The sequence below is a fragment of the Natrialba taiwanensis DSM 12281 genome (assembly GCF_000337595.1).
Taxonomy (GTDB): domain Archaea; phylum Halobacteriota; class Halobacteria; order Halobacteriales; family Natrialbaceae; genus Natrialba; species Natrialba taiwanensis.
In genome coordinates this window covers 167050-179919 of sequence record NZ_AOIL01000050.1, presented here as the reverse complement: position 1 = coordinate 179919, position 12870 = coordinate 167050, and the positions used below count along the sequence as shown (strand labels likewise).

General features: G+C 63.0%; 10 protein-coding genes. 5 read left to right on the top strand and 5 right to left on the bottom strand.

The genetic code is table 11. The annotated features are described in order from the left end of the window. Positions 1-60: 60 nt before the first annotated feature. Positions 61-879 carry a DUF2182 domain-containing protein gene (locus tag C484_RS14780; protein WP_006826709.1) on the top strand — a complete coding sequence of 273 codons (819 nt, stop codon included), beginning with the start codon at positions 61-63 and terminating at the stop codon, positions 877-879. A 190-nt stretch (positions 880-1069) separates the two neighbouring features. On the opposite strand, the gene C484_RS14775 is transcribed toward C484_RS14780, so the two are convergent. Both C484_RS14775 and C484_RS14770 read right to left on the bottom strand, forming a co-directional pair. Then, entirely contained in the window at positions 1070-1396 is a 327-nt protein-coding gene (locus tag C484_RS14775) for a cupin domain-containing protein (protein ID WP_006826708.1), read from the bottom strand. A 347-nt stretch (positions 1397-1743) separates the two neighbouring features. Further along, a complete protein-coding gene (locus tag C484_RS14770; protein ID WP_049915496.1) occupies positions 1744-3768 on the bottom strand; it encodes an AMP-binding protein in 2025 nt (674 codons plus the stop codon). Positions 3769-4069: 301 nt separating this feature from the next. Between C484_RS14770 and C484_RS14765 the strand changes: the two genes are divergently transcribed. From C484_RS14765 to C484_RS14755, 3 genes are all read left to right on the top strand, one after another. Further along, positions 4070-4396, top strand: coding sequence for a DUF7518 family protein (locus tag C484_RS14765; protein WP_006826706.1), 327 nt, complete (start codon positions 4070-4072; stop codon positions 4394-4396). 107 nt (positions 4397-4503) lie between these two features. After that, a complete protein-coding gene (gene smc / locus C484_RS14760; protein WP_006826705.1) occupies positions 4504-8097 on the top strand; it encodes a chromosome segregation protein SMC in 3594 nt (1197 codons plus the stop codon). Between the two features lie 21 nt (positions 8098-8118). Then, positions 8119-9318 carry a segregation and condensation protein A gene (locus C484_RS14755; protein WP_006826704.1) on the top strand — a complete coding sequence of 400 codons (1200 nt, stop codon included), beginning with the start codon at positions 8119-8121 and terminating at the stop codon, positions 9316-9318. A 200-nt stretch (positions 9319-9518) separates the two neighbouring features. Here C484_RS14755 and C484_RS23480 read toward each other — a convergent pair whose 3' ends face one another. The 3 genes from C484_RS23480 to mtnP form a co-directional block, all read right to left on the bottom strand. Beyond that, positions 9519-9680, bottom strand: a complete 162-nt coding sequence (locus C484_RS23480; protein ID WP_160164250.1) for a hypothetical protein — start codon at positions 9678-9680, stop codon at positions 9519-9521. Next, positions 9677-10078 (bottom strand): DUF7344 domain-containing protein, encoded by a 402-nt coding sequence (locus C484_RS14750; RefSeq protein ID WP_006826703.1) that lies wholly within the window; start codon positions 10076-10078, stop codon positions 9677-9679. Before C484_RS14750 ends, C484_RS23480 begins: the two co-directional genes overlap by 4 nt. 162 nt (positions 10079-10240) lie before the next feature. Then, complete coding sequence (gene mtnP, locus C484_RS14745) at positions 10241-11101, bottom strand: S-methyl-5'-thioadenosine phosphorylase (RefSeq protein ID WP_006826702.1); 861 nt, start codon at positions 11099-11101, stop codon at positions 10241-10243. 136 nt (positions 11102-11237) lie between these two features. Between mtnP and C484_RS14740 the strand changes: the two genes are divergently transcribed. Beyond that, a complete protein-coding gene (locus tag C484_RS14740) occupies positions 11238-12797 on the top strand; it encodes an MATE family efflux transporter (protein WP_239640996.1) in 1560 nt (519 codons plus the stop codon). The last annotated feature ends 73 nt before the right edge of the window (positions 12798-12870 follow it).

Here is a 12870-nt window from a genome sequence, read left to right as displayed (position 1 = left end):
CGAACCGTTTTATCGTCGAAATCCGATCCCGAATCCACCGATTATCCTGCTGTTCACTCGATGCTCCCCGACAATCCACTCTCGTTCACCACTCGTATCGACTCCGACTCGCTCCCCATCGCCGAACTCACCACCCTCTCGCTCTCGGCACTCCTGTGGCTCATCCTCTTCGAAGGCTGGCTTCCCAATCTCGGTCCCGCTCCCGCTGAACTCGCGGTCCCGATGGCCGCCCCCGGCGTCCCCGAAGCGATGGCAACGGCAAACGGGCTCTCGGGTACCGTCGCGTACCTGCTCATGTGGGGCACGATGATGCTCGCGATGATGCTCCCGTCGCTGATTCCGGTCGTTCGACAGCACCTCGATGACGTGTGTCAGAATCCGTCCGTCGCCGTTCCGTCGATCGCCGGGTTCCTCGGCGGCTACGGTCTCGTCTGGACGGCGATCGGCGCAGTGCCCCTCGCGGTCGAACTGCTCGTCTCGATTCACGAGTTCTCGACCGCGTCCGCGTTCGGGCTCGGTGCGGGGACGGTCCCCGTCGCCGGACTGCTCGCGTTCGCCGGCGGCTACCAGCTAACGCCGTTCAAGCGCCGGGTGCTCTCGCGGTGTGCGTCCTGCCAGTCGATTCCGCACTGTCCCAATGTGAATCGGATGGTTCGCAGGGGGATCTCCTACGCGACGAACTGCGTCGCGTGCACCTGGCCGCTGTTCGCGCTGATGGTCGCGCTCGGGTCGATGAATTTCCTCGTAATGGTCAGCCTGACGCTCGTCGTCTCGATCGAGCGCCTGACGCCGGACGGCGAGCGCGTCGCGTTCGCTGTGGGCGTTCTGTTGATCGGTGCCGCCGTATTCTCGCTGTTATTCGGCGTTCCGACGGTCTGATCGGCGCGTAACGCCGACGACGTAGTAGTCGGTCGCCGCGATAGAACCGGCCACATCGTCGCGCATTCCCCTGATTTCTCTCGGGCCATCGTGCCTAGCTATACCGGTACCGACGCCGTCGACGACGGTTTGCATCCGCAAAAATAGACGGTGCACCTGCGTATCGCAGGCCGAGCGTTCTCGGGACCGGCTAGTCGGTTCGCTCTTGACGATCCTCGGCCGGTGCCGATCCGAGCGTTACCTCCGCAGTGCCGAACGGCTGCAAAACGTCGTCGAACGTCGCGGTCAGTTCGGTACCCGGGAAGAATCCGATGATCGACGCTGTTTCGTCGCCGTCGTTGCGAAGTTCGTGCGGTTCTATTTCGGGGACGACCGCACACTGTCCGGCGTGCAGGTCGACCGTCTCGTCGTCGATTGTCGCCGTAACCCGGCCCCCGGTCACCACGAGGAGTTCCTCGTTACTATCCCAGTGGGACGGAAGGTAGTTTCCCGGCTCGATCTCGATAGAGACGATCATCCACTCCTCGGCACCGACGCCGCTCGCGTTCGGCGTTCCGGGCGTTAGCGGGAAGTAACCGCGTATTCGCGCCCGTTCGTCGTGTTCCTGATAGATGTCCGCTCCCTCGAACTCGTCGAGGTCGACGGCTCGCCTCGGGTTCCGTCTCCGCTGTCGTGGCCATACTGTCGCTCACCTCGATGATTGCAGGCCGTCGTGTGAACGGCGGTCCCCAATTCGATACGGACGGCCTGAATCACGTATTCAAAGGCTCGTCGTGACGATACCGGTTTTTTCAGAATCCTGGGAAACACCGTCCTACCGACAGAGATCCGCTCAGTCGAGACGTAACGTTTCAACAGCGTGCGTTATCGGGCGGCCTCGAGTTCATCGAGCGCCGCCGGATTTTCGATACTGCTCATATCGCCGAGGTCCTCGCCCGTGTAGGTCGCTTCGATCGCGCGGCGGATGATCTTGCCCGACTGCGTCTTGGGGAACTCGTCGACGAACAGGACCTCACGGGGGCGGAAGGGCTTGCCCAGTTCCTCGCCGACCTGCGCGCGCAGTTCCTCTCGAAGGGCGTCGGTTTCGTCGATGTCGTCTGCGAGGATCGCGTAGGCGACGACCGCGGTGCCGGTGGTGTCGTCCGGCGCGCCGATGGCGGCGGCCTGGTTGACCGCCGCGTGGTCGATAAGTGCGCCCTCCACTTCGGCGGGGCCGACCTTGCGACCGGCGACGTTCAGCGCGTCGTCTGCGCGGCCGTGGAGGAACCAGAAGCCGTCCTCGTCTTTCTGGGCCCAGTCGCCGTGGTCCCACAGTGCCGGGTCCTCGAAGGTCGACCAGTACTCCTCGAGATAGCGTTCGTCGCCGGACCAGAGGGACTTGGTCATGGAGGGACAGGAGTCGCTGGCGACGAGGAAGCCGCGCTCGTGGTCGTCCGCGACCGACTCGCCCGCGGAGTTGACGATGTCGATGTCCATGCCGATCCCCGGCCCGCCGAGCGTGCAGGGTTTGAGCGGTTCGGTCGGCATCGGCATCAGGAAACAGCCGCAGATTTCGGTGCCCCCGGAGATGTTGATGATCGGGCACTCGCCGCCGCCGACGTTTTCGTAGAACCACTGCCAGGATTCGGGGTCCCAGGGTTCGCCGGTCGAGCCGAGCAGGCGCAGCGAGGAGAGGTCGTGGCCCTCCAGCCAGTCGTCCCCGTGTTTACGAAGTGCTCGGATGGCAGTCGGCGAAATACCGAACTGGGTGAGCTTGTGGCGGTCGATCATCTCCCAGAAGCGATCCGGCTCGGGATAGTCGGGCGCACCCTCGTACATGAAGACGGTGCCGCCGAAGGTGTGCGTCCCGATGAGTGTCCAGGGGCCCATCATCCAGCCGATGTCCGAAACCCAGAAGAACCGGTCCGCAGGTTTGAGGTCCATCCCGAAGGAGACCTCCTTCGCGCACTGGACCTGCACGCCGGCGTGGGTGTGGACGATCCCCTTCGGCTTCCCGGTGGTGCCCGAGGAGTAGAGAAGCATTGACTCCTGATCCGAGGGCAGCGACTTCGTTTCGAACTCGTCGTCCGCGGTTTCGACGGCCTCGGCCCACCACTCGTCGCGGTCATCGTTCCAGGGAATCTCGCGCTCCGCCTCGTCCCCACCGGAACCGAGCCTGTCGAAGACGATCGTGTCCTCTACGTAACCTGCCTCTTCGATCGCCTCGTCGGCTCCTGACTTGAGGTAGACCGGATCGCCGCGGCGGTAGAAGCCGTCGCCGGTGAAGAGAACCGAACACTCCGAATCGGTGATCCGAGTCGCCGCCGCGTCGATGCCGAAGCCCGAGAAGATGGGCACCGCGATCGCGCCGACCTTGAAACAGCCGTACAGGATCGAGACGACCTCCGGTACCATCGGCATGTAGAGCCCGACCGTATCACCCGTCTCGATACCCCGCGCTTCGAGCGCGTTCGCCACCTGGTTCGACTGCCGGTGGAGTTCGTGGTACGTGATTTCGCGAACCTCCCCGTCCTCCCCCTCCCAGATAGTCGCAACCTTGTTGCGGCGCTCCTCGTCGACGGCGGCGTGGCGGTCGACGACGTTGTGCGCAACGTTCAGTTCGCCGCCGGGATACCAGTCGGTGAACTGCGGCCCCTCACTGTCATCTCGGACCGTCTCGTACTCCTCGTAGAACTCGATATCCAGATAGTCGACGATTTCGTCCCAGAACCAGTCGACGCCCGACGCCTCGACGCCCTCGAGTTCAGTTGTCGTCCGTTCGATCAACGCCTCGTAATCCTCGATCCCGTGGGTTCGCATGAACTCGGCGACGTTCGTCGACTCGACGAACGCCTGGCTGGGTTCGTGGACGATCTCGTCAACGTCGTCGAGGCTGGTGTTCGCAGTCATGGTGATGATGACACACACAGGTTGGCGTCAGCCCCCTATCAAACAACAGGTCGTAGCGCGCTGACTCGCGGACAGTGGTGGCGTATTCTGTCGTCCAAGTCCCATCTACCGACAGATCTGTGCGAAAGAGAGTGCAGGACCGATAGTAGCCACTGCAAGTTAGTGCACACCTGATCACACGAGAGCTGTACGATCAGTGTGTAACCCGTTTCAGGTGTTCCTATAGCCGGCGGCAGTATGTACCAAAACAGGTAGGTGTGTCTGACGTACGTTTATGTGGCAGGCAACAGCCCTAGAACGTATGTCGAACAACCGCGTCGAGCAGCTCGAATCAACGGTCGCAGAACTCGAATCGACCGTCGAGGGCCTGACCGACGAACTCATCGAAGCCAAAGAACGCATCCGCGTTCTCGAAGCCGAACTCGATACGGAGACGCCGACTCGCGTTCCCGAGCGCCGCCAGAACGAAGCCGGAACCGGTGCCGATGCCGCCGACCGCGATTCGGAGACCCCGGAAGCCGCTCCGGAGGAAGTCGAAGAGGCGACGGCCGATGCGGATACGGAAAGCGAAGCCCAATCCGGCGACGAAGCGGAAGACTCAGGTAGCGACGACATTATTGTCGCATAACTGCACGGCGGTTCGCATTCGGGGGACCGGACTGGCTCGTCGCAGGCCGGTGTCCGCCACGATGCCCCGAGTGCAATCCCCGACGGCACGGAGGGCTCGAGAAGAGAATGTATATCAAGGCAGTCGTTCTGGACAAGTTCAAGAGCTTCGGTCGAAAGACGAAAATTCCGTTCTACGAGGATTTCACCGTCGTCACGGGCCCGAACGGCTCGGGAAAGTCGAACATCATCGACGCCGTTCTCTTCGCCCTCGGACTCGCACGGACCCGCGGCATCCGCGCGGAGAAACTCACCGATCTCATCTACAACCCCGGCCACGAGGACGGGTCGAACTCCGACGGGCCGCGCGAAGCCATCGTCGAAGTTATCCTCGACAACTCGGACGCGACGCTCGATCGGTCACAGGTCGTCAACGCCGCGGGTAGCGAGGACATCGGCGATGTCGACGAAATCCGCATCCGTCGCCGCGTCAAGGAAACCGAGGACAACTACTACTCCTACTACTACGTAAACGACCGCTCGGTCAACCTCTCGGACATTCAGGACCTGCTCGCCCAGGCCGGCGTCACGCCGGAGGGGTACAACGTCGTCATGCAGGGCGACGTGACCGAGATCATCAACATGACCCCCCACGCCCGCCGGGAGATCATCGACGAAATCGCCGGCGTCGCCGAGTTCGACGCGAAGAAGGAGGACGCCTTCGAGGAACTCGATATCGTCGAAGAACGCATCGACGAGGCCGAACTCCGCATCGAGGAAAAGCGCGACCGCCTCGACCAGCTCGCCGACGAGCGCCGGCAAGCCATGCGCTACCGACGACTCCGCCGCGAGAAAGAGGTGTACGATGGCTACAAGAAGGCCAGCGAACTCGAGGAAAAGCGCGCCGAACTCGAGACAGCCACGGCAGCCGTCGACGACCTCGAATCCGACCTCGAGGAGCTCCAGCGCGAACTCGACGAGCGCCAGGGGAAAGTCGTCCGCCTCCAGGAGGACCTCGAGGACTTAAACGCCGAAATCGAACGCAAGGGCGAGGACGAACAGCTCCAGATTAAAAGCGAAATCGAGGAGATCAAAGGCGACATCTCGCGGCTCGAGGACAAAATTGAAGCCAGCGAGGAGCAAATCGAGGCGGCCGAATCGAAACGGCGCGAAGCCTTCGTCCAGATCGATCGCAAGCAGGAGACGATCGAGGAACTCGACGAGGAAATGCGCGAGCACAAACTCGAAAAGGCCTCGCTCAAGACCGAAATCCAGGAACGCGAGGCCGAGCGCGACGAACTCGAGGCCGAAATCGACGCCGTCGACACCGAGTTCGACGAACTCAAAGCCGATCTCGCGGCGCGAAAGGACGACCTCGAAGACGCAAAGACCGAGCGCAACGACCTCCAGCGCGAGCAGGACCGACTCCTCGACGAAGCTCGCCGCCGGTCGAACACGATCAGCGAGAAGGAGACGACGATCGAGGAGCGCCGCGAGGACCTCCCCGAACTCGAAAACCGGCGCAGCGACCTCGAACGCGAACTCGAGAAGGCGACGAAGAATCGTGCGAACATCGCAGAAGTCGTCGACGACCTCAAAGACGAGAAGCGCCGTATTCAGGCCGACATCGACGACACCGACGACAAACTACAGGCGAAACAACAGGAGTACGCCGAACTCGAAGCCAACGCCGGCGAGAGCGGCGACTCCTCGTTCGGCCGCGCGGTGACCACGATCCTGAACTCGGGGATCAACGGCGTCCACGGCGCGGTGGCGCAGTTAGGAAACGTCTCCGGCGAGTTCGCCGTGGCCTGCGAGACGGCGGCGGGCGGCCGACTCGCAAACGTGGTCGTCAACGACGACGTGGTCGGCCAGCAGTGTATCGAACACCTGAAATCGCGCAATGCGGGTCGGGCGACCTTCCTGCCGCTGACCGATATGAGCCAGCGCCGGCTTCCGAACGCCCCAAGCGATCCCGGCGTCGTCGACTTCGCGTACAACCTCGTCGACTTCGACGACCAGTTCGCCGGCGTCTTCTCGTACGTCCTCGGCGACACCCTCGTCGTCGAGGACATCGAGACCGCCCGCTCGTACATGGGCGATTACCGGATGGTCACCCTCGACGGCGACTTGGTCGAGAAAAGCGGCGCGATGACCGGCGGCTCCCGGAAGGGCTCGCGCTACTCCTTTACCGGCGGCGGCGAAGGCCAACTCGAGCGCGTCGCCAAACAGATCACGGACCTGCAGGAGGAACGCGAGTCCCTCCGTGAGGACCTGCGCGGCGTCGAGGACCGCCTCGACGACGCCCGCGACCGCAAGACCGACGCCGCAGACGAGGTCCGCTCGATCGAGAGCGAACTCGACTCCCTCGATTCCACCCGCGAGTCCATCGAGAACGAAATCGAAACGCTCGAGGCCGAACTCGACGACCTCCGCGAGGAGCGCGAATCCGTCGACGAGCGGATGAACGAAATCGCCGGCGAGATTGACGAGCAGACAGCCGACATCGAGGCCGTCGAGGCCGACATCGACGACCTCGAATCTGAACTCGCAGACTCGAAGATCCCAGAACTCACCGCCCAGATCGAAGCCCTCGAAAGCGAAATCGACGACCGCGAGGACCAAATCGACGACCTCGACGGCACGCTCAACGAACTCGAACTCGAGAAAGAGTACGCCGAAGACGCCATCGAAGATCTCCACGACGACATCGAGACCGCCCAGAACCGCACGGCCGAACACGAAGATCGCATCGCAGACTGCGAGGAAACCATCGCCGAGAAACGCGAGACTCTGGAGGCGAAACACGAAGCCGTCGAGGAACTCGAGGCTGAACTCGCCGAGCTGAAAGACGACCGCAGCGACCTCAAAGAGGACCTTTCGGAGGCCCGGACGAAGCGCGACCAGCAACAGGACCGTGTTAACGCCGTCGAGAGCAAACTCGAAGACAAACGCGAGCGCGTCAGCGACCTCGAATGGGAAATCGAGAGTCTCGAAGCCGAGGTCGGCGACTACGACCCCGAAGACGTCCCCGACCACGAGACCGTCCTCGAGATGATCGACCTCCTCCAAGGTGATATGGAGGCGATGGAGCCCGTTAACATGCTCGCAATCGACGAGTACGACGAGGTCCGCACCGATCTCGACGAACTCGAAGACGGGAAAGCGACGCTCGTCGAGGAGGCGGCGGGGATTCGAGACCGAATCGAACAGTACGAAACGCAGAAAAAACAGACGTTTATGGACGCCTACGACGCGATCTCCGCCCAGTTTACGGAGATTTTCGAACAACTCTCGGAAGGGACCGGCACGCTGCACCTCGAGAACGAGGACGATCCGTTCGACGGCGGCCTGACGATGAAGGCCCAGCCCGGCGACAAGCCGATCCAGCGCCTGGACGCGATGTCCGGCGGAGAAAAATCCCTGACCGCGCTGGCGTTCATCTTCGCGATCCAGCGGCACAACCCGGCCCCGTTCTACGCGCTCGACGAGGTCGACGCCTTCCTCGACGCCGTCAACGCCGAGCGGATCGGCGAGATGGTCGAAGAACTCGCCGAAAAGGCCCAGTTCGTCGTCGTCTCCCATCGCTCGGCGATGCTCGACCGCTCCCAGCGAGCGATCGGCGTGACGATGCAAGACGACAACGTCAGCGCGGTGACGGGGATCGACTTGAGCGAGGGCGAAGGCGAAGGCGAGGGTGAGGGGGTACCGGCTGATGACTAAGGAGGGCCCGAGGAACCGAAGATGACGCAGGATCCCTCGACAGATGCGAACGACGAAGCCGCGAGCGGGGAACGAGGAGACCCGCAAGATAGTGACGGAACCGAAGAGTCGTCGCCAGCGTGGGACTCGTCGACGGACGAGACAGCCACCGAGAGAGACGACGGACCGGACAACGAGGACGAGAATGAGGATGGGGATGTGGATGAGGGCGAGGACGACATCCCCCTCCAGATCGTCGGACACGACGACCGAGAACGACCCGGAGCAGCCACCGATACGCAAGGCGAAGGAGGCACGGTACTCGAGTTCAGCGAACCCGACGACGCTGGTTCGCGGGCGGCCGCCGGAGACGAGAGCGATATCGGTACCGGCACCGGTGACGAAGACGTCGAAGACGGCGAAGACGAAGTCGAACCCGTCGAACTCCTCGTCCAACTCGCCGAAAACGGCGACATCGACCCCTGGGATATCGACGTGGTCCAGGTCACGGACAAGTTTCTCGAGGCGCTCGACGACGCCGACCTGCGGACCTCGGGGCGGGCGCTGTTCTACGCGAGCGTGCTGCTCCGGATGAAGAGCGACGAACTCTTCGCGACGGACGAGCCCGAGGAGGACGAACTCCCGCCGTGGGAGGCACCATTCGCCGACGAGGGGGGGATGGGCGGCGGTGCGCCCGATCCTGCCGGCGGCGACGCGCCCGATGACGGATTCGATCCCGTCGAAAGTCTCGAAGCCGAGATGGATCGCCGACTCGAACGCAAGCACGTCCGCGGGAAACCCGAGACGCTAGACGAGTTGGTCCGCGAACTCCGCAGTGCAGAACGGGGGACCTGGTGGAAAGAATCCCGCAGCTACGACACCAGCGACTCGCCGCACGGCTACGACCGCGGGGTCCAAGAACTGAGCTACCACTCGGGCGATGACTTCCGGGTGGACGACGAGCCGACCAGCGACGACGTGACCCATACCACCCACGAGGAGGACATCGAAACCGTCATCGACAACGTCGAGACTGAACTCATCGCGCGCTACGAGCGCGGGCGCGACGAAGTGCTGTACGCGGAGATCGCAGAAACCGGCGGCTCGCGCGTGATGACGTACCTCGCGCTGCTCTTTCTCGCCCACCGCGGCCGCCTGACTCTCGACCAGGACGAACTCTTCGGGGATCTCTGGATCCAGGATGCGACGACGGTTCCAGCGAACGACGCAGTCGCCGAGTAATCACTGGATCACGAGATACGGGGTCGCGGGATTAGGGATCACGGGTCTCTTCGGTTCGAACTGCCGTCTGATGCCACAGATAACGATATACCGTCCCGAAACGTTGTCGTGACCACTCGAGACAGCGAAAAACGAGTGCAAACACGGCATCGTGTGAACGGTACGGAAGTGCCAGTGCCGGCCCCAGTCTCGGACCCAGTTCAAGCGAGTTGACTCACGACAGCCACTGCCAGCGCGACCGTCGCAATGACGGTGCTGCTGGCCGTAAGAGCGGGCGACGCGAGCAATCCAAGCGATGCGATTCCGAATAGACTCACGGTTCCCTCGGCGACGATATTCGACGACTCATTGCCTGCGTTCACCGCCGTTTTCTCGGTCGCAGTTGCAGTCCCTGTCTGCTCGTCCGTCCCGCGCTCGTTGGCTCGGGCTCGCTCTCCGTGAACTCGAGGACGGACTCGACAGCCGCGCGGTCGGCCGTCAAGCGAACGGTTCCGCGAGCTTTGTTGTACTCGACGATGTCTGCGTCGTCGAGTTCAGGGAGCAGCGACTGGTAGAGGGCGACGTAGACCGGTTGCCGCTGATCGGCGGAGAGGGATGTTGGAGCGGTTTCGTGTTCCGTGGCTGCCACGTGGTCCGTTACGGCACGGATCGTGACGGGGCCGTCAGTATCGAGAAGGAATTGCAGTGTGTCGCGCTTTCGAGGGGAAAGCGGGGTCTCAAGCGGCAGCGAGTGGTCTGGGGCGGACGGAGTGGCTGTCATACTGGCATGCGCTTGACTGGCCGAACCGTCTGTCGGGCGAAAGCGGCACTCGGAATCGTGGCTCATATCTCATGCTATGTTCTCAATGGTGATAGTCAGTGTGCCAATTATATTTGGTTCGAGTGATAGTCACCCACACATATTTATCGCGTGAGTGATGTATTAGTCGAGGTACTCACCGGCCAGCAGATCCACGCGTTCGCGCGTCTCGTCGGGAATAGCCTCCGTCGGCGTGTTGATCGTCCCCTCGAGTGCACTCCAGGCGTCGCTTTCGAAGTCCTCGGGCATCGTTCGAATCGCGCGTTCGATCACGGCGTTGATCGAGTCCTGATTCGCCGCGGCGTTCTCGAGGACTTCCTCGAGCGTCACCTCGTTGTCCTGCTTCCAGACGTCGTAGTCAGTTATCCCCGCGACCGTCGCGTAGCTCAGTTCGGCCTCGCGGGCGAGTTTGGCCTCCGGAATCGTCGTCATACCGACCACGTCCCACCCCTGCGAGCGATAGAACTCGCTCTCCGCTCGCGTGGAGTACTGTGGACCCTCGATGCAGACGTAGGTGCCACCCCGCTCCGTCTTCGTCTCCGCATCGGCCACCGCTGCGGCCGCATCGGCGAGGTGCTCGACCATCTCGGGACAGTACGGTTCGGCAAAGCCCATGTGGACGACGATACCGTCGCCGAAGAACGTCGGCGAGCGGTGTTTCGTCCGATCGAAGATCTGATCCGGAACGACGAGCGTCTGGGGCGGCAGGTCCTCGCGGAGGCTGCCGACCGCGTTCGTCGAAATGACGCGGTCGACGCCGACCGATTTGAGGGCGTAAATGTTCGCCCGGTACTGCGCGTCGGTCGGCGTGTGCTGATGGTCCTCACCGTGGCGCGGCAGGAACGCCACCTCCTTGCCGGCGAGTTCACCCAGCGTCACGTCGTCGCTGGGGTCGCCGTAGGGCGTGGTGACGGTCTCCGTGCGCGTGTTCTCGAGCGGGAGCGCCTCGTAGATACCGCTGCCGCCGATAACTCCGATCGTCATGGCCGAGGATCGTCGGAGGAGCACCGTAAACGGTCCGGATTCTCGGTTGCACACATGCCCGGCGCTCTCACCGTCGAGTGCAATACGGTACCACATCTCCCGAGTGGTCAAGTACGCCGCCCGACACTGTGCGGATATGTCCGCTGGCGCGACGGCGGACGAGAACTCCCTTACCGAAGGTGAACTCGTCCGACCGATGTTCAGGTTGGCCTGGCCGCTCGTCGTTATTCAACTGTTGCAGGTCGCCTACAACGTCGGCGACACGCTGTGGCTCGGGACGCTCTCGCCCGACGCCGTCGGTGCGGTGAGCCTCGCGTTTCCGCTGCTCTTCTTGCTGATTGCGGTCGGAAGCGGGTTTACGACCGCCGGAGCGATCCTGATCGCCCAGCACACGGGGGCCGACAGCGACGAGGACGGGATCATCGCCGGGCAAACGCTGTCGTTTATTTCGCTTGTCGCGGTCGGACTCGGTATCCTCGGGTATCTACTGAGCGATCCGATGCTCGCCGCGTTGCCGTCCGATCCCGACACCGAGGCGGCGATCATCCCGCTCGCCGCGGAGTACCTGGAGGTATTCTTCCTCGGATTACCGTCCGTATTCGGCTTCTTCGTCTTCGTCGCGCTCATGCGCGGCTACGGGAACACGCGCGCGCCGATGCGAGTGATGTTCATCAGCGTCGTCATCAACGTTGCAATCGACCCGCTGCTTATCTTCGGCGTCGGCCCGCTCCCGCGGCTCGAGGTTCAGGGAGCGGCTGTCGCGACGGTCATCTCGCGCGCTATTGCGACGGTCATCGGATTTTACCTGCTGTACTATACGGACACCGGACCGGCGATCAAGGCGTCGCATATTCGGCCGCGACTCGAGTATGTTCGCGAGATTACGCGATTGGGCGTTCCGACGGCTCTCGAGCAGTCGATGACGGCGCTTGCGCTGGTTGCGATGATGGCGATCGTCGTCACGTTTCCGTCCGAAGTCGTCACCGCCTATGGGCTCGGGAACCGACTGGTATCGCTCGCGTTCCTGCCGGCGCTCGGTATGGGGCAGGCGACGGACTCGATCGTCGGCCAGAACCTGGGTGCAGGGATGGCGGATCGCGCAAAGCGGGCCGTCTGGATCGCTGCGGGGGTGATCGGATCGATCATGTTCGTGGCGGGCGTGCTCGCGTTCTTGCTGCCGGAACCGTTCGTCTCGGTGTTCCTGATGGCGGAGGCGGAAGGACGGGCGGCGACGATCGACTACGGCGTGACCTACCTGCGGTTCTCCGCGGTCGCATTCGTCTTCATGGGCGTCATGCAGGTGGTTCAGGGTGCGTTCCGCGGCGCGGGGAACACGAAGACTGCACTCGCGTTCGCCGTCTTCGGCCTGTGGGCCGTCCGCGTCCCCGTTACCTACATCCTTGCCTTCGTCCTCGATTGGGGCCCGACGGGCATCTGGGCCGGTGTCGTTATCGGCGACATCGTCGGCGCGATCGCGGCGACTGCGTGGTTTACCCGCGGGACCTGGACGGAGTCGATCGTCGACGAAACGAGCGAAACTGACTCCACGGACGCCGCGTCAGCGACTGCAGGCGAGGCGGGGACGGTCGGCCCGGAACGCGAAGCGGAAACGGGGACGGAATCGAAAGCGGGAACAGCAGCGGAAACGGACGCAGAACCCGACCCCACGCCGGATTCCGAATCGTTCGCGGAATAGGTGAGAGTGTCGCCCAGCACTGGACAGAGAGTTCATATTCGGATCGTCTTCGGCGATCGAAACCGTCGCACTG

Coding starts and splice junctions, on each gene's coding strand:
- mtnP (WP_006826702.1), bottom strand. CDS start 11,101: ATGACGATCGGAGTTATCGGCGGCAGCGGTATCTACGAGGCGCTCCCG.
- C484_RS14750 (WP_006826703.1), bottom strand. CDS start 10,078: ATGACAGCCACTCCGTCCGCCCCAGACCACTCGCTGCCGCTTGAGACC.
- smc (WP_006826705.1), top strand. CDS start 4,504: ATGTATATCAAGGCAGTCGTTCTGGACAAGTTCAAGAGCTTCGGTCGA.
- C484_RS14780 (WP_006826709.1), top strand. CDS start 61: ATGCTCCCCGACAATCCACTCTCGTTCACCACTCGTATCGACTCCGAC.
- C484_RS14755 (WP_006826704.1), top strand. CDS start 8,119: ATGACGCAGGATCCCTCGACAGATGCGAACGACGAAGCCGCGAGCGGG.
- C484_RS14765 (WP_006826706.1), top strand. CDS start 4,070: ATGTCGAACAACCGCGTCGAGCAGCTCGAATCAACGGTCGCAGAACTC.
- C484_RS14770 (WP_049915496.1), bottom strand. CDS start 3,768: ATGACTGCGAACACCAGCCTCGACGACGTTGACGAGATCGTCCACGAA.
- C484_RS14775 (WP_006826708.1), bottom strand. CDS start 1,396: ATGATCGTCTCTATCGAGATCGAGCCGGGAAACTACCTTCCGTCCCAC.
- C484_RS14740 (WP_239640996.1), top strand. CDS start 11,238: ATGTCCGCTGGCGCGACGGCGGACGAGAACTCCCTTACCGAAGGTGAA.